Source organism: Roseateles violae (assembly GCF_030410485.1).
GTDB lineage: Bacteria > Pseudomonadota > Gammaproteobacteria > Burkholderiales > Burkholderiaceae_C > Roseateles_D > Roseateles_D violae.
The window spans coordinates 993,480-1,015,288 of record NZ_JAUHHC010000001.1 but is presented as its reverse complement, the minus strand read 5'-3'; the positions used below and the strand labels follow the sequence as shown (position 1 = coordinate 1,015,288).

The following is a 21,809-nucleotide window of genomic DNA, read 5'->3' as shown; positions in this document are numbered from 1 at the left end:
AAGCCGATCGATGAAGCACCTAAGCCCCAAGGAAACCCACGCCTATCTGCAGGCCCATCCGGAGGCTCTGTTCGTGGACGTGCGGATGGAGCTCGAGTACCTCTATGTCGGCCACCCGCCCGGCATCGTCCATGTGGCCTGGTACGAATACCCGGAGATGCAGCCCGATGTGCCGCGCTTCGTGGCCCAGGTCCGCCGCGAGGCCGGCGGCGACAGCGAACGGCCGGTCGTGCTGCTGTGCCGCTCCGGCACGCGCACGCTGGCCGCCGGCGAGGCGCTGGAGGCGGCCGGCTTCCGCAATGTCGTCAATGTGCTGCACGGCTTCGAGGGCGACACGGACGCGAACTTCCAGCGCGGCAAGCTCAACGGCTGGCGCCACGACGGCCTGCCCTGGGAACAGATGTAGCGCGCCCGCCGCACCACCCTTCGGTGCCATGTCCATCCGGCGGCGGCGCTGCTAGCCTGCGTTCGCGGTCGGCTTGACCGCTTGAGGAACGCTATGAACTCGAGTGTCATTTCCTGGCTGCTGAAGGTCGTCGCCCTGCTGATCGGCGCCTTGCTGCTGCTGTCCCTGATCAACCCGGTGCGCATCGTGCAGTCGGGCACGCGCGGCGTGATCACGACCTTCGGCAAGGTCGATCCGCAGCCGCTGGACGAGGGCATCCATTTCGTCGTCCCGCTGGTCAACAGCGTGCACATGATCGACGTGCGGCTGCAGAAGAGCGAGGGCAAGGGGGTGGCCGCCTCGCGCGATCTGCAGCAGGTGGCCGTCTCGGCGGCGCTGAACTGGCGGCTGGAGCCGGCGCTGGTCGCCCAGACCTACCAGGCGATCGGCGACCAGAATGCCGTCGCCGCGCGCGTGATCGAGCCGGCGGCCCAGGAGTCGACCAAGGCGATCACCGCCCAGTACACGGCCGAGGAACTGGTCACCAAGCGCACCGAGGTCAGCGGCAAAATCCGCGACGCGCTGGAGCAGCGGCTGAAACGCCATGGCGTCATCGTCGACTCGCTGGCCGCCGTCAACTACGACTTCTCGGCCGTCTTCGACAAGGCAATCGAGGCCAAGGTCGAGGCCGAGCAGAAGAAGCTGACGGCCGAGCGCGATCTGGAGCGCATCAAGGTCGAGGCCGAACAGGCGCTGGCCAAGGCGCGCGGCGAGGCCGAGGCGCTGAAGGCCAAGCGGCTCGAGATCACGCCCGATCTGCTGCGGCTGAAGCAGCTGGAGAACGAGTCGGAAGCGATCCGCAAATGGGACGGCCGGCTGCCGCAGTACACCGGCGCCGGCACGCCCTTCGTCCAGCTGTCGCCGGCCGCGGGGGCCAAGTCCCGCGGCGACTGAGAGCGATCAGCCGCGCGGCGGCTGCGGCTTGCGCGGCGGCCGCTGTTGCTGCTGCGGTCCGTCCCTGCCCTCGGGCCGCGCGTCGCGGCGCTGGTTGGGGCGGCCCTCGGGTCGACCCTCCGGCCGGCTTCCGGGCCGGCCACCGCGGTCGTCGCGGCGCGGCTCCGGTCGCGGCGGCTGCTCGGCGCGCTCCTGCTTGGCGATCTCCAAGAGGCCCGGCAGCTCTTCGGGCGTCACGCCCTTCAGCACGCAGAAGTTGGCCAGGGTCAGCGTCGTGCGCTCGTAGTCGTAGAGCAGGCCCGCGCGATTGCGGCGCTGCTGCTGGGCCAGGGCCATCTGCTCGCGCTCGGCATGGATGCGTTCCTGCTGCAGGCCCTTGCGGCGCGCCAGCTCCTCGCGGGCGGCGTTGCGGTGCTCCTCGCTGAGCTCGCCGGCCTCCTGGCCGTCGAGATCGAAGCGCTGCGTCGCCTTGCCCAGTGCGATCAGGTAGCCGGTATTGCCGGTGTAGCGGCGCAGAAAGGCCGAGAGCTGGGCGCGGCTGAAGATGCCCGGCGCGCGCTGCTGGATATCGGCCTGCACGCGCAGCTTCAGCGGCTTGAAGCCCGGGCCGCCGAACAGCGCCGGGAACAGCTCTTTCAGCTTGGCGGCGACGGCGGCCGGCGACATCTCGGCCGGGGCTGCGGCATCGGTGGCAGCGGCCTCGCCGGCCTCGCCGGCCTCAGCGGCCTCAACGGCCTCGGCGGCAGGCGCAGCCGCCTCTTCCGCGGCCTGCGGCGCGTCGGCCGGGCTCTCGATCAGCGGAGCCGGGTCCTGCGAAGTCGTCGTCGGTGCCGGCTCGCCGGCCGGGGTCGGGGTCTCGTTCATGGGCGTGCGCACGGGGGTGGCGCGAAAGAAAGAATCAGCACGTATTGTCCACCGGAGTCCACCGGACGCTCAGAAGCCGCCGAACACCTTCTTCAGCAGCGCGCTGCCGGTGCCGACCGGGTCCTTGCGGATCTTCTTTTCTTCCTCGGCGATCATCAGGAACAGGCCGTCCAGCGCCTTGCCGGTCACGTACTGCTGGATGTTGGCGTCTTCCTTCTTCACCAGGCCGAAGCCGGCTGCCTTGCCGGCGACCGCGTTGTACTTCTCGGCCAGCGAGACCTTCTCGGTCGCCCGGGTGACGATGGGCAGGAACTGCTCGGCCAGCGGTGCGCGCGTCTTGGCGGCGAAGAACTGCGTCGCCGCATCGTCGCCGCCCTGCAGCAGGCGCAGGCCGTCCTCGACGCTCATGTTCTTGATCGCATTCACCAGCAGCGGCTTGGCGGCCGGCACGGCGCCTTCCGCCGCGCGGTTCATCGCCAGCAGCAGATCGTCGATCTTCTTGCCCTGGCCGGTCGCCTTCATCAGCTTGGCGCCATCCTTCAGATAGCCGGGCAGCTCGATGCGCACGGCCGGATTGCCCAGAAAGCCGTCCTGGCGGCCGAGCAGATCGACGGCCGCCGCCGCGCCGCGCTCCAGCGCCACGCGGATGCCGGAGACCGCATCCGCCTCGCCGACCGCGGCGCGCGCCAGCGGCCCCGCCAGCAGCAGGCCGCCGCCCAGCACCAGATCCCTGCGTTTGATCATGCTCTTCTGCATCACAAGTCCTTCCGCAAACGCGCCAGGCGCTCGGCTATTAGCGCATAAAAACCATCGGCATCGATGCCGCCCAGCACCAGCGCATTGGCCGGCTTGCCGGTCACGCCCCACCAGTCGATCACGCTCATGCCCATGGTCAGCTCGCTCTGCGTCTCGATCGCCACATGGCAGCGCCGGCCCGTGAACAGCTCGGGCCGCAGCAGCCAGGCGACCACGCAGGGATCGTGCAGCGGGCCGCCCTCCTGGCCGTACTTCTGCTCGTCGAAGCGCTCGAAGAATTCCATCCACAGCGCGACCGCCTCGGCCACCGGCGTGCGCAGCGCCCGGATCGCCGCCACGCGCGCGCGCGTGGTCAGCGCCTGGTGCGTGACGTCCAGCGGCGCCATCGTGATGGGCACGCCCGAGCGGAAGACCAGATCGGCCGCCTGCGGATCGACATAGAAATTGAACTCGGCCGCCGGCGTGATGTTGCCGCCCTCGAAGCAGCCGCCGCCCATCAGCACGATCTGCTTGATGCGCGCGGCAATCCGCGGCTCGCGCTGCAGGGCCAGCGCGATATTGCTCAGCGGGCCCAGCGGGCACAGGGTCACCGTGCCGGGCTCGCGCTGCATCAGCGTGTCGACGATGAAGTCGACCGCATGGCCATCGGTCAGCGCCAGCGTCGGCTCGGGCAGATCGGCGCCATCGAGCCCGGTCTTGCCGTGGACGAACTCGGCCGTCACCAGGGGGCGCTGCAGCGGCCGCTCGGCACCGGCAAAGACCGGGACATCGCGCCGGTCCGCCAGCTCCAGCACGATGCGCGCATTGCGGCTGGTCAGCGCCAGCGGCACATTGCCGGCCACCGTCGTGATGCCCAGCAGCTCCAGCTCGGGGCTGGCCAGCGCCAGCAGGATGGCGATCGCATCGTCCTGCCCGGGATCGGTGTCGATGATGATGGGCTGGCTCATCTCAGGCCTGCGGCTCGTGCAGCGGCGCCACGTCCTGGTCGATGGCGCCGAAGATGCTCTGCCCGTCACGGCCCTTCATCTCGATGCGTATCGTGTCGCCGAACTTCATGAACTCGGTCTTCGCTTCGCCCGCTTCGATGGTCTCGATCGCGCGCTTCTCGGCGATGCAGCTGTAGCCGTTCTTCCAGTCCTTGTTCGAGACGGTGCCGGAGCCGACGATGGAGCCGGCGCGCACATGGCGCGTCTTGGCGATATGGGCGATCAGCTGGCCGAAATGGAAGGTCATCTCGGGCCCGGCCTCGCATTGCCCGACCTTGCGGCCGTTCCACATCGATTGCAGCGCCAGCTCGACGCGGCCGCCGACCCAGGCGCCGCCCAGCTCGTCCGGCGTCACCGCGACCGGGCTGAAGGCCGTGGCCGGCTTGCTCTGGAAGAAGCCGAAGCCCTTGGCCAGCTCGGCCGGGATCAGATGGCGCAGGCTCCAGTCATTGGCCAGCATCAGCAGGCGCACGCCCTCCAGCGCCTGCTCGGGGCCGGCGCCCATCGCGACGTCGCCGGTGACGACGGCGATCTCGGCCTCGAAGTCGATGCCCATCGCCTCGCTGACGAAGCGGGCCGGCTCGCAGGGGCCGAGGAAGTCGTCGCTGCCGCCCTGGTACATCAGCGGGTCGGTGTAGAAGCTGGCCGGCACCTCGGCGCCGCGCGCCTTGCGCACCAGCTCCACATGGTTGATGAAGGCCGAGCCGTCGGCCCATTGATAGGCGCGCGGCAGCGGCGCCATGCATTGCTTGGGATCGAAGGCAAAGGCATGGCGCAACTTGCCGTGGTTCAGCTGGACGTAGAGATCCTCCAGCTGCGGCGACAGAAAGCCCCAGTCGTCCAGCACCTGCTGCAGCCGCGTCGCGATGCCGTTGGCGTAATGGGCCTGGCTCAGGTCGCGCGAGACGACCAGCAATTGGCCGTCGCGCGATCCGTCCCGGTAGGTGGCGAGTTTCATCGTGGATTGAGGGCTGCAAAGCCCGTTGTGCAATGGCAGCATTGTCCAATGAGCAGCGCCGCGCCTCCCGCCCCGCCCGCCCGCCGCGGGCTGGCCTGGCTCGCCGCGCTGGGCCTGAGCCTGCTGCTGCATGCGGCACTGCTGTGGCCGCGGTCGATCCCGCAGCCGTCGCCGCGGCCGGCCGGCGTCGCGCTGCAGACGCGGCCGATGCCGCTGCCATCGACCGCAGCGGCCTTGCCCCCCGAGCCGGTCGCGATCGCCCGGTCGCCGCCTCGACGCGCGGCCGCCCGCATGGCTCCCGGGCTGCCGGCAGCCACCGCGCCGCCGCCGGCGGCCGAACCTGTCCCGCCCGCGCCGCCGCTGGCCATCGCCCCGCCGCTGGAGTGGCTTTATCTGCTGAGCCAGCAGGGTCGGCAAGGCCTGGCACGACTCAGCTGGCAGCCGCAGCTGGAGCGGGGCGCCTATGTGCTGAGCCTGGAGCGCGAGCTGGACGGCCGCGCGCTGCCCGGCTGGCGCAGCCAGGGCGCGCTCGATGCGCAGCAGGGCCTGAGCCCGCAGCGCTATGCCCTGCAGCGGCCCGGGCGCGACGGCCTGCCGCGCGATCGGCAGGCGACCAATTTCCGCCGCGACGAGGGCCTGATCAGCTTCTCGGCCAGCGCCGAGCTGGTCGCGCTGCCGGCCGGCGTGCAGGACCGGCTCAGCAGCTGGCTGCAGCTGGCGGCCCTGGTCGCCGGCGCGCCGCAGCGCTTCGGACCGGGCAGCGAGATCCGGCTGCCGGTGGTCGGTCTGCGCGGCGAGGCGCGCGAACAGCTGTTCGAGGTGGTCGGCGAAGAGGCGCTGACGCTGCCGCGGCAGCTGCTGGCCTCGACCCTGCATCTGCGCCGCGCGCCGCTGGGGCCTTATGAAAGCGGGCTGGAGCTCTGGCTCGATCCGGCGCGCGGCCATTTGCCGGTGCGCCTGCTGGCCAGCGGCGGCCTCGAGGGCGCGCCCGGCTGGGAGCTGCAACTGATCGAGGATAACGGCAAGCGCTGAGCGATGGGGCGGGCGCGTGATCTTGTGACGCTTCCACCACAAATCGGCGCCGCGGAGGCCCCCAACAGCGGGGCGTTCTGAGACTATTTGTCCAGGGCCGGTGCCGCGCACAAGCCGCTGGACTTGAAGCGAAACCGCCCGCCCCCAGATGGAACTGAAAGGAGCGAGCCTCATGCACATGCTTTACAACTCCAGCAGTTTCGTCGTCGTCCAGTTCGAAGTTCAGGTCGACGAGCCGCGTCCCGGCGAGCTGCTGAAGGCGAACCCGGAGCTGCAGCTGCACCGCGGCGGCTTCGAGATCGTCGACAAGTTCGCGCGCAAGGAGATCTTCATCGAGGGCGCCTTGGCCCAGCAATTCCAGGACGGCGTCGAGGCCTTGATCGAACAGGACCCGTCCGAGGAAGACCTCGACGACTTCATCGAACACTATGCGCGCATGGGCCACCAACCGGTGGTGATGCACTAAACCCTCAGCAACGCCCTCCGGGGCGTTTTTCATTTCGGCCAGCGCGGCGCGAGACCCTGCACCGCGCAGGGCTTGTTTCTCGCGCCCGGCTGCGACAAGATCGGGCGGCGCCATGCAGGCAGTGGCGCGAGGAGTCGCCCATGGTCAAGCGTTTGGCTGCCGAGCCGAGAGTGCTGCCCTCACCGGGTCTGAAGGACGCACCGGTGCTGGACCGTCTGTGCTCGCAGTTCGTGCTGACCCTGACCGTCAAGCATGCCGGCCGCTTCAATCTGCGTCGCGACTTCAACGGCCTGCTGTCCTTCACCGGCCGCCATCTGGTCTGGCCGCTGCGCGTGCTGGCGCGGCTGCGTGCCTATCTGGCCCTGCGCTGTCAGGGCAACGAGTTATGGGCCGGCCACGAGGCGCTGGACGACGCCGCCTTCGTCGCCCGCCATGGCGTCTGGAACGGCCCCTTTGCCGAGGCGACGCTGTTCTTCTATCTGGACGAATACGCGAAGGACGCGCCCAAGGACATGCTGGCCCTGCTGGCGACCACCAGCGAATGGCTGGACCGCGAGCTCAAGCGCGAATCGACCCTGGTCGAGAAGAACATCGCCGCCCTCGGCACGCTGCTGCAGCTGAACCCGGCCGAGCGCGCGATCCTGCTCTACGGCACGCTGGCGCGCTACCAGCGCGAGCTGCGCGGCGCCCTGGTCGAGTTCAAGGTCAACACGGCGCAGGAGGCCTTCGCGGCGATCGCCGCGGTGGCCGGCGTCAACGAGCAGGAGGTCGCCGAGGCCCTGCGCGCGGGCTCGCGGCTCGAGCGCATCGGCATGGTCGAGAACCTGATCTCCGAGCACAACATCACCGACCTGGCCGATCTGATGAAGGTCAGCGATCAGCTGCCGCCGGTGCTGATGCGCGAGTACCAGGGGCCGCACGATCTGATGGCCGTGTTCACCCGGCCGGCAAGCAAGAGCCCGCTGAGCACCGCCGACTTCCAGTTCGTCGCCGAGGACCTGGGCGTGCTGTGCACGCTCTTGCGCGAGGCGGTGTCGCGCCACGAGGCCGGCGTCAACGTGCTGCTCTACGGCCCGCCGGGCACCGGCAAGACCGAGCTGGCCAAGGTTGCCGCGGCGGCCGCCGAGCTCGATCTCTACGAGGTCGAGTATGCCGACCGCGACGGCAACTCGCTGTCCGGCCGCGACCGCTACCGCTCGCTGCAGATCAGCCAGGTCTTCCTGAAGGCCAGCGAGAACGTGGCGCTGCTGTTCGACGAGGTCGAGGACGTGTTCCCGCCGCTGTCCAGCGACACCGCGCATCTGATCGCGCGGCTCGATTCGGCGCTGGAGGCGCCGGCCAGCTCCTCGGTCAACGGCAAGGCCTGGGTCAACCAGATCCTCGAGACCAATCCGGTACCAGTGATCTGGATCACCAACCGCATCGAGCAGATCGACCCGGCCTTCCGCCGCCGCTTCCAGTACCACCTGGAGCTGAAGTCGCCGCCGCCGGGCGCCCGCCTGGGCCTGGTGACGCGGGCGCTGGCCGATGTGCGGGTCTCGCCCGAGTTCAGCGCGCGTCTGGCCGAACGGCGCGGCCTGACGCCGGCGCAGATCCGCACCGCGGTGCGCTTCTCGCAACTGGTGATCCAGTCCGGCGGGCCGGAGGAATGCGAGCGCCTGATCGAGCGCCAGCTGCTCAATGCCGACAAGGCGCTGGGCCATCTGGCGCACGAGCGCGGCGCGCGCGCCGTCGTCACCCAGTACACGCTGGACCTGCTGAACTGCGAGTCGCGCTTCGAGATCCCGCGCATCGTCGCCGCCCTGCGCCAGCGCGGCGTCGGCAATCTCTGCTTCTACGGCCCGCCGGGCAGCGGCAAGACGGCGCTGGCCGAGCACATCGCGCAGGCGCTGGGCCGGCCGCTGATGATCCGCCAGGCCAGCGATCTGGCCAGCAAATTCGTCGGCGAGACCGAGCAGAACATGGCCCGCATGTTCGAGAGCGCCGCCAACGAAGGCGCGGTGCTGCTGCTGGACGAGGCCGACAGCTTTCTGCGCAGCCGCCGCATGGCCGAGCGCAATTACGAGATCTCCGAGGTCAACGAGATGCTGGCCGGCATGGAGCGCTTTGCCGGCGTCTTCATCTGCACGACCAATCTGTTCGAAGACCTGGACGAGGCGGCGCTGCGCCGCTTCGCCTTCAAGATCCGCTTCAAGCCGCTGCGCGCCGAGCAGCGCCTCACCATGTTCGCGCGCGAGGCCGGCGCCGAGCCCGATGCCGCGCAGGCGGCCCGGCTGGCCGAGCTGGACCAGCTGACGCCGGGCGATTTCGCCGCCGTGCGCCAGCAGGTCGAGATTCTCGGCGAGTCGCTGGGCCCGGATGAATTCCTCTTGCAGCTGGAGGCCGAGCACCGCATCAAGCCCGAGGTGCGGGCCAGACGCTCGATTGGCTTCCGGCACTGATTGATATCAGTGTTCCCTTGCGGGCCGAGCGCCGGGCCGCTCCCAAGCCGGCCCGCCTTGGGCGTGTGCTTGCCGGTCGATCCGGCAAGCATCGCCGTCCCTCGGGGACCGGCCAAGGTACGCCTTGGACGAGGGGCTCAGTTCATGCACTGAAGACGGTCGCCAGCGACTTGAAACCCTTGATCTCGAGCGGATTGCCGCTCGGATCGAGCAGGAACATCGTCCACTGCTCGCCCGGCTGATCCCTGAACCGGCATTGTGGCGGCATGACGAACTCGGTGCCGGCCGCCTCCAGCCGCGCCGCCAGCGCCTGCCAGGCCGGCAGCTCGAGGATCACGCCCAGATGCGGCATCGGCACCAGGGCGTCGCCGACCTTGCCGCTGCGCGTGGTCGCGAAGGGCTCGCCCAGGTGCAGCGAAATCTGGTGGCCGAAGAAGTCGAAGTCGACCCAGCTGGCGGTGCTGCGGCCCTCGCGGCAACCGAGCAGCCGACCATAGAAGCGACGCGCCTCGTCGAGGTCGCGGACGTGGAAGGCGAGATGGAAGATGCTGGCTGCGCTCATGACGGGACCCTCTTTCGTGGCATCGTAGCGGCATGAATGATGCAAACAAGGCGAACCGGGAGCTGCCGGGCGCTCTGAAGATCGCCACCGTCTGGCTGCTGATCGGCCTGGCCGTCTTTCTTGCCTTCCAGGCCTGGGAGCGCCAGCGCCTGCAAAGCCGCTTCAGCCTGAGCCCGCAGGGTCAGATCGTGCTGCAGCGCGGGCCCGACGGGCATTTCCACTGGCCCGGCACGCTCAACGGCATCGCGGTCGACTTCCTGGTCGACACCGGCGCGAGCAGCAGCGCGGTGCCGGAGGCGCTGGCGCGCCGCGCCGGCCTGCGCTCCGAGGGCGATTCGCTGTCGCATACGGCCGGCGGCGTCGCCCGCGGCTGGCTGGCGCGCGGCGATCTGGCGCTGCAGGGCGGGGTCGGGGTCGAGCGGCTGCGCCTGACCGTGCTGCCGCAGCTGGGCGCGCCGCTGCTGGGCATGGACGTGCTGGCCAAGCTGCAGTTCACCCAGCAGGGCGGCGAGCTGCGCATCGAGGCGGCGCGGCCATGAAGGCCCTGGCCGCCTGGGGGCTGGCGCTGGCCCTGCTCGTGGGCCCGGCGCCAGCGCGCGCCGACTGCCCGCCGCCGGTCGCGGCGCCGACGGCGGCCGAGTTGCAGACGCTGGCGGCGACGGCCGTCGACCACGGCTTCCTGTGGCGGCTGCGGCGCGACGGCCACGAGTCCTGGCTGTTCGGCAGCCTGCACCTGGGCCGGCCGGCCTGGGCGCTGCCGGGGCCGGCCCTGCGCGAGGCCTGGCGCCGCAGCGAGCTGCTGGCGGTCGAGCTGGACGCCGGCGACCCGGCCACGCTCCAGGCGCTAAGAGAGGCTGCGCGTCCCGCCGCGCCGCTGAGCCCGGCCCTGCAGCAGCGCCTGGCGGCGCAGGCGCGTGCCGCCTGCCTGCCCGAGCAGGCGCTGGCCGCCCTGCATCCGATCCTGCAGCTGAGCGCGCTGACCATGCTGGCGGCGCGCCACGATGGGCTGGACGCCGGCTTCGGCCAGGAGGCGGTGCTGCTGGCGCTGGCGCGCGCCGAGGGCCGCCCCATCGTCGCGCTGGAAAGCGCGGCCGAGCAGATGCGGGCGCTGATCCCGGCCGACCCGGCCGAGCAGCGGCGCGCGCTTGCCGCCGGTCTCGAGCAGCTGGAGCGCGAGGCGGTGCGCGCGCCGATGCGGCGCCTGGCCGAGGCCTGGGCGCGCGGCGACCTGGCCGAGCTGCAGGACTATGCGCGCTGGTGCGACTGCGTGCACGACGAGGAGGACCGGCGCTGGCTGAAGCGCGTCAACGACGATCGCAATGGGCCGCTGGCCGCGCGCATCGCCGCCCTGCATGGCGGCGGCCAGCGCCTGCTGGTCGCGGTCGGCGCGCTGCATATGAGCGGGCCGCAGGCGCTGCCGCGGCTGCTGGCCGAACTCGGCTTCGAGGTCGAGCGGGTCAAGCCGCACTGAGAAGCTGTGAGCGGCGGCCGCGCATGCGGCACACTGCAGCATCGACACGAAGCCCCGAGCGCCCGGCATGGAAATCCAGCCTTCCTCCATCCTGCAATCGCTGCTGCTGGTGCCGCTGACCCTGCTGCCCATCATGAATCCGCTCGGCACCGCGCCCATCGTGCTGGACGCGGCGCGCGGCAAGGACCATGTGCTGAAGCGGCTGTCGCGCCAGGTGGCGATCAACTGCTGGTTCCTGATCGTCGGCTCGATGCTGATCGGCACCTATGTGCTGGACCTGTTCGGCATCTCGCTGCCCATCGTGCGCGTCGGCGGCGGCCTGCTGGTCGCCTCCAGCGCCTGGCGCCTGCTGCAGGGCCATGACAGCGACGAGGTCACCGACGCGGTGGCCGAGGCCTCCAGCCCCGACCTCAGCGAGACCGAGATCGCGCGCCGCAGCTTCTTCCCGCTGACCTTTCCGCTGACTACCGGCCCCGGCTCGATCGCGGCGGCGATCGCGCTGGGCGCGCAGCTGCCGCGCACGCCGCTGCTGTACGTGACCGGCGCCGGCATCGCCGCGCTCGGCGCCGCGCTGACCGCGGCGGTCGTCTACCTGGTCTACCGCAACGGCGGGCGGCTGATGATGCGCCTGGGCGAGGTGGGCACGCTGGTGATGATGCGCATGATGGCCTTTGTGCTACTGTGCATTGGCATCCAGATCATGTGGACCGGCTGGGCGGAACTGAACCATCTGAACCCCTGAACGACAGCGAGGAGACGCGCAATGGCCGACAACAGCTTCAGCAAATTCGTCCCAGGTTTCGAGTTCCTGCAAGGCCTGGTCAAGAACGCCGGCGCCGCCCTGCCCGGCATCGGCCAATGGGTGGCGCCGACGCTGAACCCGGAGGAGCTGAGCAAGCGCATCGAGGAGTTGCGCACCGTGCAGTTCTGGCTCGAGCAGAACGCCCGCATGCTGGGCGCGACGATCCAGGCGCTGGAGGTGCAGCGGATGACCTTGTCGACCCTGCAGACGATGAATGTGCCGCTGACCGAGCTGCGTGACAGCCTCAAGGTGGCCACGCCCGATCCGGCCGCCTGGCCGGGCGTCGCCGAGGCCCAGTCGGCGGCCCGGTCCGAGCCGGCGATCAAGCCGCCGGTCAAGGCCAAGCCGGCGGCCCAGAGCGCCAGCAAGGCCGGCGCCGCCAAGACGGCCGAGGCACCGGTCGCGCCGCCCATCGACCCGCTGCAATGGTGGGGGGCGCTGAGCCAGCAGTTCACCCAGCTGGCCACCAATGCCATGAAGGACACGGCCACCGACGCGGCCAAGAACCTGGCCGGCACCCTGGTCAAGCAGTCCTTCGACGCCGCCGGCGACACCTTGCGCAAGGCCGCCAGCGGCGCCGGCACCCTGGCCGGCAATGTGGTCGGCACGGCCGCCAAGGGCCTGGCACCGAAGGCCGCGGCCAAGCGCGCCGCGCCGCGCAAGCGCGGCAGCAAGAGCTAGCCCGGCCCCAGCAATGAAGGCTTTCGCGCACGCCCACGCGACCCACCCGGACGCCCATCTGGCGCTGGCGCTGGCGGCGGTGCAGATCGAGGCGCAGCGCGTCGACAGCGGCCTGCAGCCGACCCTGGGCTGGCTCTATTTCACCGAGGCCTATCTGCCGCAGGCCGAGGCGCTGCTGGCCGAGGTGCGCCAGCGCTGGCCCGGCGTCGCCTGGCTGGGCGCCAGCGGCGTCGGGATCTGCGCCGGCGGCGTCGAGTACTTCGACGAACCGGCGCTGGCGCTGATGCTGGCCGAATTGCCGCGCGAGCAGTTCCGGCTCTTCTCCGGCGCGCGGCCGCTGGGCGGCTGGGGCGCCGAACTGGCCCAGGTCCATGCCGATGCCGGCACGCCCGATCTGCAGGAGCTGCTGCAGGAGCTGGCCGGCCAGACCGGCAGCGGCTATCTGTTCGGCGGCCTCGCCTCGGGGCGCGCCGACAGCGTGCACCTGGCCGACGGTATCTGGCGCGGCGGCCTGTCCGGCGCCGCCTTTGCCGGCGACCCCGCGGACTGGCGCCTGCTCTCGCGCGTCAGCCAGGGCTGCCGGGCGCTGGGCCCGTTGCGCCGGGTCAGCGCCTGCGAGGGGCCGCTGCTGACCGGGCTGGACGACCGGCCGGCGCTGGATTGCCTGCTGCAAGACCTGGCCCTGCCGGTCGGCACGGCGGCGGCCGAGCAGGGCCTGCGCGAGGCGGTGCCGCGCCTGCGCCGCACCCTGGTCGGCCTGCATGCGGAGGGCGCGGAATCGGCAGGAACGTCGGCGCGCGACTACGGCGAGCAGGTGCGCGTGCGGCATCTGATCGGCGTCGACCCGAGCCGGCGCGGCATCGCGGTCGCCGAGCGCCTGCAGCCGGGCCAGCGCCTGAGCTTCTGCGAACGCAATCCGGAGGCGGCGCGGCGCGATCTGCTGCGCATCTGCACCGAGCTGCGCGGCGAGGCCGAGGACGCCGGCCAGACCATTGCCGGCGCCATCTTCGTCAGCTGCGCCGGACGCGGCGGCCCGCATTTCGGCCACCCCTCGGCCGAGCTGCAATGGGTGCAGCACGGGCTGGGTGCCGTCCCCCTGGTCGGCTTCTTTGCCGGCGGCGAGATCGCCCATGCCAGCCTGCATGGCTATACCGGCGTGCTGAGCGTCTTCCTGGCGGCGACCGCCGCCTCATGATCGGGCGCCGCGCGCTGATCGGCGGAGGCCTGGGTTTCGCCGGCCTGGCGGGCGCGGCCGCCGGCGAAGCCGACAGCGTCGTCTATCCGCGCCACGAATCGCTGCAGGACGCACGCAGCGGCTATATCCAGGCGCTGATGCTGATGCATGCGGCGCTGGCGCGCAGCGGCCGGCGCTACCGCACGCGGCAGTCGGAGAGCTTGATGGTGCAGAGCCGCGCGCTGATCGAGCTGGCGCGGCCCGAGCCGCCAATCGATCTGTTCTGGACCATGACCAATCCGGAATCTGCTGCTGCAGTACCCGGCGGCGCTGTACTTCTTCGTCACGCCGACACGGCCGCGCCTGGCCGAGGACCTGCGCCTGGGACTGGAACGCATGCAGGCCGACGGCAGCTTCGAGCGCCTGTTCGCCAGCATTAGGCCGCGGTGCTGGAGCGCTCCGATCCGGGCCAGCGCCGCATCCTGCGCCTGCGCAATCCGCTGCTGCCGCCGGCCACGCCGGTGCAGCGCAAGGAACTGTGGTGGATGCCTAGGCTCTGAGCCGGCGCGCGAACCAGGCGCCGGCCTGGTTGATCAGCAGGCCGGCCAGCACGGCGGCCGTGCCCAGCCATTGCAGCGGCAGCGGCCGCTCGCCGAAGGCAGCGGCCGCCGCCCACAGGCCGACCACCGGCACCAGCAGCGACCAGGGCACGACGCGGCCGGCCGGGTGGCGTTTCAGCAGCCGCGTCCAGAGGCTGTAGGCCAGCAGGGTCGCCAGCAGGCCCAGATAAAGCACCGCGGCCGCGCCGCGCGCATCGATCTGCAGGATCTGCGCGCCCACTTCGCCGGCGCCCTGCTGCCATAACGCCAGCGCGAAAAAGGGCCCGATGGGCACCAGGCTGGTCCAGACGATGAAGTTGAAGGGTTCGTAATCGGCCACCCGCGCGGCCAGGCGCCCGACCAGATTGGAGACCGCCCACATCAGCGCCGCGCCCAGGGTCAGCACGAAGCCGATCAAGCTCATCTGCCCCGGCCCCTGGCCATGCGCGCTGGCGATGGCGATCAGGCCGGCCAGCGCGACCGTCAGGCCCAGCCATTGCGCCGGCCGCGTGCGCTCGTGCAGCAGCGGCATCGCCAGCAGCAGGGTGAAGAAGGCCTGGGTCTGCATGACGACCGAGGCCATGCCGGCCGTCATGCCCAGCTGCAGGCCCATGAAGAGCAGGCCGAACTGGCCCAGGCCCTGGGCCAGGCCGTAGGCCAGCAGATAGCGCCAGGGCAGGCGCGGCGGCCGGACCAGCAGCAGTGGCAGCGCGGCGACGCAAAAGCGCAGGCCCCCCATCACGAAGGGCGAGAGGCCCTGCAGCCCCAGCTTCATCACGACGAAGTTCAGGCCCCAGATCAGGATCACCGCGGCCAGGCGCAAGGCGTCGCCGCGGCTCATCGCCGGCGCCGCGCTCACAAGGGCCGCCCGGCAGCGGCGCGCGCGGCGATGAAGGCGAGCAAGGCCTCGCGGCTGGTCTTGGACGGCACATAGCCGAGTTCCTGCTTCAGCCGCCGGTTCAGCAGCACCGGCCGGTAGCGCAGGAAGTCCAGCTGCTCGGGCCCGTAGCGGCTGATGCCCAGCCGCGAGCCCAGCCACAGCAGCGCCGTCAGCAGGCCAGCCGGGAACCTCGTCGTCCGCTTGCCCAGCAGCGCGGCGATCTCGTCCATCGTCAGGGCGCCGTCGCCGGCCAGATTGAAGATGCCCTGCCCCCGCTCCGGGCCGCTGCGCAGCGCGTGCAGGAAGGCGCCGGTCACGTCGCGGTCCCAGACGAAGACAAAGGGGCTGTCGCTGCCGCGGATGGCAATCAGCTTGCTTTTCTCGAACAGCGCGGTGATCTGGTTGTCCACCGTCTCGCCCAGGATGGTGCCGATGCGAAAGATGGTCTGCTTCAGCTGCGGCTGCACCTGGCGGTACAGCGCCAGCGTCTCCTCGACCAGGCGCTTGTGGTGCGAATAGGCGAAGACCTCGTTGCCGCGCAGCGGATCGGTCTCGACCAGCCAGTCCGGGTTGTCCGCGTGATAGCCATAGGCGGCGCCGCTGCTGCTGACCAGCAGGTGCCGGACACCGGTCGCGACGCAGGCCTGCAGCAGGTTCTGCGTGCCCAGCACGTCGACCGAATACTCGAACTCGCGGCTGGAGCCGCGGCCCGGGGTGACGATGGAGGCCAGGTGGACGACGGTGTCGATCCGGTGCCGGCGCAGCGTCTCGACCAGATCGGCCGCGCGCACGTCCTGCCGCTCGTAGACGACGCCTTGCAGCCGCCGCTCGGCCGGCACCTCGCGCACGTCCTGCGCGAGCAGCAGCTCGCACTCGCCGCTACCCGCCAGCGCGGCCACCAGGCTGCGGCCGAGAAAGCCATCGGCGCCGGTGATCAGAATTCTGCTCATTCGCCGACGCCCTCGAAGCGCGTGCGCGCGGCCGGCCGTCGCGCCCACCAGCCGGCCAGGGCCATGCCGGCAATGATGTCCCAGAAGCCCCAGACGCCGGCGACGACCGCCATGCCGCCCAGGCCGCCGAAGAAGCCGAAGATCAGCACCAGGCCCAGGCCCGCATTGCGGATGCCGACCTCGACCGAGACCGCGCGGCGGTCGTATTCCTTCAGCCCCACCGCCTTGGCGGTGAAATAGCCCAGGCCATAGGCCAGGCCGTCGTGCAGCACGACGGCCAGCAGCACCAGGCCGACATAGTCGATGAAGTAGCGCCAGTTGCCGGCGATCGCGGCGACGATGAAGACGACCAGGCAGACAAAGCTCAGCGTGCGCGCCGGCTTCTTGATGCGCTCGGTCAATGCCGGCCAGCGACGCGCGAAGGCGATGCCAAGCACGAAAGGAAGGCCGATGATGATGACGATGTGCAGGCCCATCTCCAGCGGGTCCAGGGCGATCGTCTTCAGCAGCGGCGCGGCCGTCGGATGCAGGCTGCCCCAGAAGGCCAGGTTCAGCGGCATCAGCACGATGGCCAGCGCGTTCGAGATTGCCGTCATCGACACCGACAGCGCGACATTGCCGCCGGCGCGGTGCGTGATGATGTTGGAGATATTGCCGGGCGGGCAGCAGGCGACCAGGATCATGCCCAGCGCGATGCTGGGCGAGGGCTTGAGGACCAGCGTCAGCACGAAGGTCAGCGCCGGCAGCAGCAGGAACTGCGCGGCGATGCCGGCGCCCATCGCCAGCGGCATCTTCAGCACGCGTTTGAAATCGGCGATGCGCGTGTCCAGCGCGATGCCGAACATCAGGAAGGCCAGCACCGCGTTCAGCGCCTGCAGCGAGGCCGGGTTGAAGTTGAGGCGGACCTCGTCGACGTTCATGCCAGCGCCTTCGCCGCCGCGCGCACGGCGCCGCGATAGCTGTCCTTGTGGACGTAGTAGGCCATGCGCTCGAGCTTCAGGTACTTGTAGCCGCCGCTCAGATCGGGCGGCGGGCCCGCCTTGGCCTTGGCGAACTCGGTCGCCTTGGCCGTGCCCTGCGCCTTGAACACGCGCGCGATCAGCTCGCCCTGCTCGTAGCGGCCCTGCCAGCCGATGCCGCTGGCCTCGATCATGCCCATCACCGCCAGGTTGTCGAACAGCGGCGCGAAGATGTTCAGGTAGAGCTGCGGCGCCATGCCCTGCCAGTTCAGCAGCTCGGGCGCGATGAAGGGGTAATGCAGCTTGTAGCCGGTGGCGGCCAGCACCAGGTCGTAGTCCTGGCGGCGGCCGTCCTTGAAGACGACCGTCGAGCCCTCGAAGCGCTCGATGTCCGGCTTGACCTGGATGTCGCCATGACCCAGGTGGTGCAGGATCAGCGAGTTCACCACCGGGTGCGACTCGTACATCTTGTAGTCCGGCTTGGGGAAGCCGAAGCGCACCGGATCGCCGGTGAACCATTGCAGCACGGTCGAGTCGATCTTCTGCTTCAGCCAGGCCGGCAATCGGATCTTGCCGCCTATCGTGTCGGCCGGCTTGCCGAACACATACTTGGGCACGAAGTAGTAGCCGCGCCGCACCGAGATGTCCACGCTCTTCGCGTAATGGACCGCATCGACGGCGATGTCGCAGCCCGAGTTGCCGGCACCGATGATCAGCACGCGCTTCTCCGAGAACTGGCGCGCGCTCTTGTACTGGCTGGTGTGCAGCAGCTCGCCCTCGAAGCGGCCCTTGAAGCGCGGCATGCTCGGCTCGGCCAGGGTGCCGTTGGCGATGATCACGCCCTTGTAGATCGCCTCGCGCTCGCGGCCCTCGGCGTCGCGCCAGCGGACACGCCACAAGGGGCTGGTGCCCTCGCCCAGCGGCTCGATCCGCAGCACCCGCGCATTGAAGAGGAAATGCCGGCGCAGATCGAAGTGGTCGGCGAAACGGCCGAAGTAGTCGTTCAGCTCGCGATGGCTCGGGTAGTCGGCCACCTCCTCGCCCATCGGGAACTCGGCGAACTCGGTCGTGCGCTTGCTCGAGATCAGATGCGCCGATTCGTAAACCGTGCTGCGCGGGTTGCCGATATTCCACAGCCCACCGACATCGGCATAGGCCTCGAAGCCCTGGAAGGCCAGGCCCTCCTTCTGCAGATTGCGCGCGGCGGCCAGGCCCGAGGGCCCGGCGCCGATCAGCGCGTATTGTTCTTCGCTCGCGATCGTCGTGCTCATCGTCATCAATGCTTTGCTTCGTCAAGTCCCGGCACCGGCGTGGCGCCCGGTTCGCCGGGCCGCGGCTTGCGTGGCTGGCCCAGCAGGATGCGGTCGTGCATCGGCGCCGGCAGCAGCGCCAGTGCCCGCGCCAGCCAGCCGACCCGCCGCGGCAGCACCACCTGCTCGGCGCCGCGGGCCACGCGCGCCAGCAGGGTTGCGGCCGCCACCTCCGGCGCCATCAGGCCCGGCATCGCGAAGCGGTTGCCGGCCGTCATCGCGGTGCGCAGATAGCCGGGGCTGACGGTGCTGACTTGCAGGCCGCTGTCGCGCAAATCGGCGCGCAGGCTCTGCAGATAGGCGATCAGCCCGGCCTTGCTGGCGCAGTAGGCGCCATTGCCCGGCATGCCGCGCCAGCCGGCCAGGCTGGCCACGCCGACCAGCGCACGGCGGCGCTGCGGCTCGGCCCGGCGCGCCGCCAGCATCGGCGCCAGAAAGGGCTGGAAGGTGCTCGCCACACCCAGCAGATTGATCTCCAGCGCGCGGCGGAAGAAAGCGAGATCGGCCGCCTCTTCGGTGCGATAGCCGCCGGCCACGCCGGCATTGGCGATCACCAGATCGGGCGCGCCCTGGCGCGCGATCCAGTCGGCCGCGCAGGCCTGCATCGCCGCCGTGTCGCTGACATCGGGCGTGTAGACGGTCGTGCGCCCGGGCGCCAGGCGCTGCAACTCGTCCAGCGCGCTGCGGTTCAGCCCTAGCAGCGCGACGGCCGCGCCCTGGTCCAGCAGCCGCCGCGCCAGCGCCTGGCCGAAGCCGCCGCAGGCGCCGGTGATGACGGCGTTGGCAAACATGGTTTTCATTGCGGTCAGCTTAATCGGCGGCGACAATCATCTCGATTTCTTTCGTTTGTTCGTCTCGTATTTCGAGATTCATGCCCGCCGATCCCGATTCCACCACGCCCGGACTGCGCCTGCTCGAACTGCTGGAGCTGATGGCCGGCCTCGGCCGCCCGCAAAGCCTGGCCGAGCTGCAGGCGCGGCCGGAGATCGCCTGGCCCAAGCCCACCCTGCACCGCATGTTGCAGCAGCTGGAAAGCGCCGGCCTGCTGCAGCGCGAGCCGGACGGCCGCCGCTATGCGCTGGGCGGCCGCGCACTGCGCATGGCCGAGGCGATGCTGGCCGGCAGCGCGCAGCAGGGCGTGCGCCATGCGGTGCTGCGCAGCCTGGTCAACGACATCGGCGAGAGCTGCAATCTGACCGCCCTGTCCGGCGCCGACGTGATCTATCTCGACCGGGTGGAGGCGGCCTTTCCGCTGCGCATGGAATTGCGTGCCGGCACCCGCGTGCCGCTGCACGCCTCGGCCAGCGGCAAGCTGTTCCTGGCCTTCATGCCGGCGCGCCAGCGCCGGCAGCTGCTGCAAGGCCTGACGCTGAGCCGGCATACGGCGACCACGCTGGCCAGCGCCGCCGCGCTGGAGACCGAGCTGGAGCGCATACGCCGCGAGGGCTATGCGGTCGACGACCAGGAATTCGTCGAGGGCCTGAACTGCGTGGCCGTGCCGGTGCGCGAGCCCGGTGCCGGCGAGCAGCAGCCGGTGCGCTGCGCGGTCGCGCTGCAGGCGCCGGCCGCACGCCTGCCGCTGGCGCAGGCGCTGGGCCTGGTGCCGCGCCTGCGCGAGGCGGCGGCGGCGTTGGCACGCAGCCTGTAAGCGGCTGCGCCGCTCGGCTTGTCACAGCCGCGCCATCTGCGTCGCCGATGCTGGGGGCCATCATGATTGCAAGCACCGACCAGGCCGCGCGCTGGGCCGAACTGGCCAGCACCCTGACCCTCGCCGGCTTCGAACCGGCCGATTTCGAGTTGTCCGGCGGCGCACCCTCGGCCGATCTTGGCGCCCTGGGCCTGCCCGACCGCCTGATCACCGTGCGCCGCCGCTCGACCGGCCACCGCCAGCTCTATGCGCTCGCGCCCGGCTGCCCCTGGTTGTTCACCGCCTTCGCCGACCTGACGGCCGGCCGCTTCGGTGCACCCAGCCGCGAGCGGCGCTACGGAAAGGGTTGAAGCGCAGGATCCGCTAGGCCTTGGGCCTGCCGCGCCAGAAAGGCCGGGCGTCGGCGGCACGCGCCAGCGCCGCGGCCGCCGCAGCGACACCCGGCCGGTGTTGCGCGGCCAGCCAGCCGATCGCGAACCATTGGCCCGCCGACTCGCCAGCCAAGCCGCGGCAGGCATGCAGCGCGACGACGCGGTCGTTCAGCGCGCCCAGCGCCTCCTGTGCCGGCTCCAGCGCCTGCAGATAGCGGGCGACCGCCTTGCGCCGGAACAGCGGCGCGATGAACTCCGCCAGATAGCGCAGGCGCTTCAGGCGCTTGCGCGCGCGGTGCTGCTTCGCGGCGGGCGCCGCTTCGAAGCGCCGGGCCGCGCGCCGGACCCTGCGGTGCAACTCGTCGAGCCGCGGCGTCAGCGCCTCGAGCACCGAGCCCTCGAAGGCGGCCTGCCCGGCCTCGTCCTCTTCCTCGCCATGGGCGAAGGCCGCGATCGCCAGCAGCAGCGACTGGAACCCGGCACGTCGGACGCACTCGCCGGCATCGTCCGCATCGTCCGGCCCAGGCCTCGCCCTCATCATTGCCGGCGGCAGCACCGGCGCGCCGGCGGCCTGCAGCAACTGCTGGCGCGCCAGCCGGGCCAGCATCGCCGCATCGCGGCCGGCACCGAGCCGGCGGAAGGTCTCGGCCAGCAGCGGCGCCCAGTTCGGATCGATGCCGCTGTTCAGCTCGGCCAGTTCCTCGATCGCGATGCGCAGCCGGCGCAGGCCGATGCGCAGCTGGTGCAGATGCTCGTCCTCGGCGTGGTGGCGGCCGGCGGCGACGCAGGCCGCATTGGCCAGCACCTGCTGCAGGCAGCCGGCGATCACGCGGCGGGCGAAGCGCGCGGCCGGCATGCCGGCCTCCACGGCCGGCGCGACCGCCCGGGCCGGCGGGGCCTGATCATTGCCCTGTTCGGCCAGGCGCGTGCCGCGCGCCGACTTGGAGCCCGGATCGAGCCAGAGCCCGTGGCGCTGCTGCCGGCGCGCGGCCTCGGCGAACAGCGCGCGGGTCGGCCCCTGCTTCAGCTCGATCTCCAGCTCGCAGATCGTCAGCGGCTCGCGGGCGGCGCCCGCGCGCAGGGTGCCGAGGTCGTAGGCCAGCTCCAGCTCGGCGCCCTCGCGCCGCAGCGTCAGGATGCGCCGCTGGACCTCGATGCAGAAGCGCTCGCGCAGCCGCTCTCCGGCGGCCGCCAGCGCGGCGTGCAGCGCCGGGCAGTCCGCGCGATGGCGCTCGATGTCCAGCCGCGGCGGCTCGGGCGAATGTCCCAGCTCGACGTTGTGCTCGATCCGGTTCGGAAAGCCGCCGCCCTTCAGGGTCTGCACCCAGCCCGCGGGCTCCAGACGCAGCCGCAGCGCGATGGCCTGGCGCGCCAGCGCGCCGTCCTCGGTGTCGAAGTAATGCGCGCGCAGCGGCGCGCGGCGGGCCTTGGCAAAAGCGGCCTGCAGCGCCGCCCGCCGGGCGGCCGGCACCTGGAACTTCAGTTCGATTTCGCGCATCGTCTTTTTTCCTGCTGCTCGCTCGACCCGGCGCAGGGCGAGTCGTGACGCTCTTTATCGAT

General features: G+C 70.9%; 24 protein-coding genes. 13 read left to right on the top strand and 11 right to left on the bottom strand.

Annotated features, from left to right (window positions below):
- Nucleotides 1-10 precede the first annotated feature (10 nt).
- Both QWJ38_RS04670 and QWJ38_RS04665 read left to right on the top strand, forming a co-directional pair.
- Entirely contained in the window at nucleotides 11-406 is a 396-nt protein-coding gene (locus QWJ38_RS04670) for a rhodanese-like domain-containing protein (RefSeq protein ID WP_290357872.1), read from the top strand.
- A 93-nt stretch (nucleotides 407-499) separates the two neighbouring features.
- Nucleotides 500-1,339 carry a prohibitin family protein gene (locus QWJ38_RS04665; RefSeq protein WP_290357871.1) on the top strand — a complete coding sequence of 280 codons (840 nt, stop codon included), beginning with the start codon at nucleotides 500-502 and terminating at the stop codon, nucleotides 1,337-1,339.
- Between the two features lie 6 nt (nucleotides 1,340-1,345).
- On the opposite strand, the gene QWJ38_RS04660 is transcribed toward QWJ38_RS04665, so the two are convergent.
- From QWJ38_RS04660 to QWJ38_RS04645, 4 genes are all read right to left on the bottom strand, one after another.
- The gene (locus QWJ38_RS04660) at nucleotides 1,346-2,203 is read right to left on the bottom strand and encodes a ProQ/FINO family protein (RefSeq protein ID WP_290357870.1); all 858 of its coding nucleotides are present in this window, start codon (nucleotides 2,201-2,203) and stop codon (nucleotides 1,346-1,348) included.
- Nucleotides 2,204-2,272: 69 nt separating this feature from the next.
- On the bottom strand, nucleotides 2,273-2,947 hold the full coding sequence (locus QWJ38_RS04655; RefSeq protein ID WP_290357869.1) for a DUF4197 domain-containing protein: 675 nt from the start codon (nucleotides 2,945-2,947) through the stop codon (nucleotides 2,273-2,275).
- An 11-nt stretch (nucleotides 2,948-2,958) separates the two neighbouring features.
- The gene (locus tag QWJ38_RS04650; RefSeq protein ID WP_290357868.1) at nucleotides 2,959-3,906 is read right to left on the bottom strand and encodes a nucleoside hydrolase; all 948 of its coding nucleotides are present in this window, start codon (nucleotides 3,904-3,906) and stop codon (nucleotides 2,959-2,961) included.
- Between the two features lies 1 nt (nucleotide 3,907).
- Nucleotides 3,908-4,903: a fumarylacetoacetate hydrolase family protein gene (locus QWJ38_RS04645; protein ID WP_290357867.1), complete on the bottom strand. Its 996-nt coding sequence runs from the start codon at nucleotides 4,901-4,903 to the stop codon at nucleotides 3,908-3,910.
- Nucleotides 4,904-4,951: 48 nt separating this feature from the next.
- On the opposite strand from QWJ38_RS04645, the gene QWJ38_RS04640 reads away from it, so the two are divergent.
- The 3 genes from QWJ38_RS04640 (at nucleotide 4,952) to QWJ38_RS04630 (ending at nucleotide 8,842) form a co-directional block, all read left to right on the top strand.
- Nucleotides 4,952-5,935, top strand: coding sequence for a DUF3108 domain-containing protein (locus tag QWJ38_RS04640; RefSeq protein ID WP_290357866.1), 984 nt, complete (start codon nucleotides 4,952-4,954; stop codon nucleotides 5,933-5,935).
- 172 nt (nucleotides 5,936-6,107) lie between these two features.
- The gene (locus tag QWJ38_RS04635; RefSeq protein ID WP_290357865.1) at nucleotides 6,108-6,401 is read left to right on the top strand and encodes a BTH_I0359 family protein; all 294 of its coding nucleotides are present in this window, start codon (nucleotides 6,108-6,110) and stop codon (nucleotides 6,399-6,401) included.
- A gap of 140 nt (nucleotides 6,402-6,541) precedes the next feature.
- Complete coding sequence (locus QWJ38_RS04630) at nucleotides 6,542-8,842, top strand: ATP-binding protein (protein WP_290357864.1); 2,301 nt, start codon at nucleotides 6,542-6,544, stop codon at nucleotides 8,840-8,842.
- Nucleotides 8,843-8,984: 142 nt separating this feature from the next.
- Here the strand turns inward: QWJ38_RS04630 and QWJ38_RS04625 are convergent, their stop codons facing one another.
- Entirely contained in the window at nucleotides 8,985-9,404 is a 420-nt protein-coding gene (locus tag QWJ38_RS04625; protein WP_290357863.1) for a VOC family protein, read from the bottom strand.
- A 32-nt stretch (nucleotides 9,405-9,436) separates the two neighbouring features.
- On the opposite strand from QWJ38_RS04625, the gene QWJ38_RS04620 reads away from it, so the two are divergent.
- From QWJ38_RS04620 to QWJ38_RS04595, 6 genes are all read left to right on the top strand, one after another.
- Complete coding sequence (locus QWJ38_RS04620) at nucleotides 9,437-9,943, top strand: retropepsin-like aspartic protease family protein (protein ID WP_290357862.1); 507 nt, start codon at nucleotides 9,437-9,439, stop codon at nucleotides 9,941-9,943.
- Nucleotides 9,940-10,875 carry a TraB/GumN family protein gene (locus QWJ38_RS04615; RefSeq protein WP_290357861.1) on the top strand — a complete coding sequence of 312 codons (936 nt, stop codon included), beginning with the start codon at nucleotides 9,940-9,942 and terminating at the stop codon, nucleotides 10,873-10,875. Before QWJ38_RS04620 ends, QWJ38_RS04615 begins: the two co-directional genes overlap by 4 nt.
- Before the next feature lie 67 nt (nucleotides 10,876-10,942).
- On the top strand, nucleotides 10,943-11,617 hold the full coding sequence (locus tag QWJ38_RS04610; protein ID WP_290357860.1) for a MarC family protein: 675 nt from the start codon (nucleotides 10,943-10,945) through the stop codon (nucleotides 11,615-11,617).
- A 21-nt stretch (nucleotides 11,618-11,638) separates the two neighbouring features.
- On the top strand, nucleotides 11,639-12,358 hold the full coding sequence (locus QWJ38_RS04605) for a PhaM family polyhydroxyalkanoate granule multifunctional regulatory protein (protein WP_290357859.1): 720 nt from the start codon (nucleotides 11,639-11,641) through the stop codon (nucleotides 12,356-12,358).
- Between the two features lie 13 nt (nucleotides 12,359-12,371).
- Nucleotides 12,372-13,553 carry an FIST signal transduction protein gene (locus tag QWJ38_RS04600; protein ID WP_290357858.1) on the top strand — a complete coding sequence of 394 codons (1,182 nt, stop codon included), beginning with the start codon at nucleotides 12,372-12,374 and terminating at the stop codon, nucleotides 13,551-13,553.
- On the top strand, nucleotides 13,550-13,972 hold the full coding sequence (locus QWJ38_RS04595; RefSeq protein ID WP_290357857.1) for a hypothetical protein: 423 nt from the start codon (nucleotides 13,550-13,552) through the stop codon (nucleotides 13,970-13,972). Before QWJ38_RS04600 ends, QWJ38_RS04595 begins: the two co-directional genes overlap by 4 nt.
- Nucleotides 13,973-14,081: 109 nt before the next feature.
- Here QWJ38_RS04595 and QWJ38_RS04590 read toward each other — a convergent pair whose 3' ends face one another.
- The 5 genes from QWJ38_RS04590 to QWJ38_RS04570 are packed head-to-tail and all read right to left on the bottom strand — an operon-like array spanning nucleotide 14,082 to nucleotide 19,030.
- The gene (locus tag QWJ38_RS04590; RefSeq protein ID WP_290357856.1) at nucleotides 14,082-14,972 is read right to left on the bottom strand and encodes an EamA family transporter; all 891 of its coding nucleotides are present in this window, start codon (nucleotides 14,970-14,972) and stop codon (nucleotides 14,082-14,084) included.
- 14 nt (nucleotides 14,973-14,986) lie between these two features.
- Complete coding sequence (locus tag QWJ38_RS04585; protein ID WP_290357855.1) at nucleotides 14,987-15,961, bottom strand: SDR family oxidoreductase; 975 nt, start codon at nucleotides 15,959-15,961, stop codon at nucleotides 14,987-14,989.
- The gene (locus tag QWJ38_RS04580) at nucleotides 15,958-16,881 is read right to left on the bottom strand and encodes a bile acid:sodium symporter family protein (protein ID WP_290357854.1); all 924 of its coding nucleotides are present in this window, start codon (nucleotides 16,879-16,881) and stop codon (nucleotides 15,958-15,960) included. The genes QWJ38_RS04585 and QWJ38_RS04580 overlap by 4 nt, the downstream gene beginning before the upstream one ends.
- Nucleotides 16,878-18,191, bottom strand: a complete 1,314-nt coding sequence (locus QWJ38_RS04575) for a flavin-containing monooxygenase (RefSeq protein WP_290357853.1) — start codon at nucleotides 18,189-18,191, stop codon at nucleotides 16,878-16,880. Before QWJ38_RS04575 ends, QWJ38_RS04580 begins: the two co-directional genes overlap by 4 nt.
- A gap of 5 nt (nucleotides 18,192-18,196) precedes the next feature.
- Complete coding sequence (locus QWJ38_RS04570) at nucleotides 18,197-19,030, bottom strand: SDR family oxidoreductase (protein ID WP_290357852.1); 834 nt, start codon at nucleotides 19,028-19,030, stop codon at nucleotides 18,197-18,199.
- 71 nt (nucleotides 19,031-19,101) lie between these two features.
- Here QWJ38_RS04570 and QWJ38_RS04565 point away from each other — a divergent pair, with 71 nt between their 5' ends.
- Together QWJ38_RS04565 and QWJ38_RS04560 are read left to right on the top strand one after the other, a co-directional pair.
- Nucleotides 19,102-19,878, top strand: a complete 777-nt coding sequence (locus QWJ38_RS04565; RefSeq protein ID WP_290357851.1) for an IclR family transcriptional regulator — start codon at nucleotides 19,102-19,104, stop codon at nucleotides 19,876-19,878.
- Nucleotides 19,879-19,940: 62 nt separating this feature from the next.
- The gene (locus QWJ38_RS04560) at nucleotides 19,941-20,228 is read left to right on the top strand and encodes a hypothetical protein (protein WP_290357850.1); all 288 of its coding nucleotides are present in this window, start codon (nucleotides 19,941-19,943) and stop codon (nucleotides 20,226-20,228) included.
- A 13-nt stretch (nucleotides 20,229-20,241) separates the two neighbouring features.
- Here QWJ38_RS04560 and QWJ38_RS04555 read toward each other — a convergent pair whose 3' ends face one another.
- Nucleotides 20,242-21,747: a CYTH and CHAD domain-containing protein gene (locus QWJ38_RS04555; RefSeq protein WP_290357849.1), complete on the bottom strand. Its 1,506-nt coding sequence runs from the start codon at nucleotides 21,745-21,747 to the stop codon at nucleotides 20,242-20,244.
- Between the last annotated feature and the right edge of the window lie 62 nt (nucleotides 21,748-21,809).

Bases quoted from the DNA above. Each gene is read 5' to 3' on its own strand.
- QWJ38_RS04640 (WP_290357866.1), top strand. From the start codon at position 4,952: ATGAGCAGCGCCGCGCCTCCCGCCCCGCCCGCCCGCCGCGGGCTGGCC.
- QWJ38_RS04665 (WP_290357871.1), top strand. From the start codon at position 500: ATGAACTCGAGTGTCATTTCCTGGCTGCTGAAGGTCGTCGCCCTGCTG.
- QWJ38_RS04570 (WP_290357852.1), bottom strand. From the start codon at position 19,030: ATGAAAACCATGTTTGCCAACGCCGTCATCACCGGCGCCTGCGGCGGC.
- QWJ38_RS04600 (WP_290357858.1), top strand. From the start codon at position 12,372: ATGAAGGCTTTCGCGCACGCCCACGCGACCCACCCGGACGCCCATCTG.
- QWJ38_RS04565 (WP_290357851.1), top strand. From the start codon at position 19,102: ATGCCCGCCGATCCCGATTCCACCACGCCCGGACTGCGCCTGCTCGAA.
- QWJ38_RS04580 (WP_290357854.1), bottom strand. From the start codon at position 16,881: ATGAACGTCGACGAGGTCCGCCTCAACTTCAACCCGGCCTCGCTGCAG.
- QWJ38_RS04645 (WP_290357867.1), bottom strand. From the start codon at position 4,903: ATGAAACTCGCCACCTACCGGGACGGATCGCGCGACGGCCAATTGCTG.
- QWJ38_RS04590 (WP_290357856.1), bottom strand. From the start codon at position 14,972: ATGAGCCGCGGCGACGCCTTGCGCCTGGCCGCGGTGATCCTGATCTGG.
- QWJ38_RS04595 (WP_290357857.1), top strand. From the start codon at position 13,550: ATGATCGGGCGCCGCGCGCTGATCGGCGGAGGCCTGGGTTTCGCCGGC.
- QWJ38_RS04605 (WP_290357859.1), top strand. From the start codon at position 11,639: ATGGCCGACAACAGCTTCAGCAAATTCGTCCCAGGTTTCGAGTTCCTG.
- QWJ38_RS04620 (WP_290357862.1), top strand. From the start codon at position 9,437: ATGAATGATGCAAACAAGGCGAACCGGGAGCTGCCGGGCGCTCTGAAG.
- QWJ38_RS04585 (WP_290357855.1), bottom strand. From the start codon at position 15,961: ATGAGCAGAATTCTGATCACCGGCGCCGATGGCTTTCTCGGCCGCAGC.
- QWJ38_RS04655 (WP_290357869.1), bottom strand. From the start codon at position 2,947: ATGATCAAACGCAGGGATCTGGTGCTGGGCGGCGGCCTGCTGCTGGCG.
- QWJ38_RS04625 (WP_290357863.1), bottom strand. From the start codon at position 9,404: ATGAGCGCAGCCAGCATCTTCCATCTCGCCTTCCACGTCCGCGACCTC.
- QWJ38_RS04555 (WP_290357849.1), bottom strand. From the start codon at position 21,747: ATGCGCGAAATCGAACTGAAGTTCCAGGTGCCGGCCGCCCGGCGGGCG.
- QWJ38_RS04650 (WP_290357868.1), bottom strand. From the start codon at position 3,906: ATGAGCCAGCCCATCATCATCGACACCGATCCCGGGCAGGACGATGCG.
- QWJ38_RS04660 (WP_290357870.1), bottom strand. From the start codon at position 2,203: ATGAACGAGACCCCGACCCCGGCCGGCGAGCCGGCACCGACGACGACT.
- QWJ38_RS04610 (WP_290357860.1), top strand. From the start codon at position 10,943: ATGGAAATCCAGCCTTCCTCCATCCTGCAATCGCTGCTGCTGGTGCCG.
- QWJ38_RS04560 (WP_290357850.1), top strand. From the start codon at position 19,941: ATGATTGCAAGCACCGACCAGGCCGCGCGCTGGGCCGAACTGGCCAGC.
- QWJ38_RS04615 (WP_290357861.1), top strand. From the start codon at position 9,940: ATGAAGGCCCTGGCCGCCTGGGGGCTGGCGCTGGCCCTGCTCGTGGGC.
- QWJ38_RS04670 (WP_290357872.1), top strand. From the start codon at position 11: ATGAAGCACCTAAGCCCCAAGGAAACCCACGCCTATCTGCAGGCCCAT.
- QWJ38_RS04575 (WP_290357853.1), bottom strand. From the start codon at position 18,191: ATGAGCACGACGATCGCGAGCGAAGAACAATACGCGCTGATCGGCGCC.
- QWJ38_RS04630 (WP_290357864.1), top strand. From the start codon at position 6,542: ATGGTCAAGCGTTTGGCTGCCGAGCCGAGAGTGCTGCCCTCACCGGGT.
- QWJ38_RS04635 (WP_290357865.1), top strand. From the start codon at position 6,108: ATGCACATGCTTTACAACTCCAGCAGTTTCGTCGTCGTCCAGTTCGAA.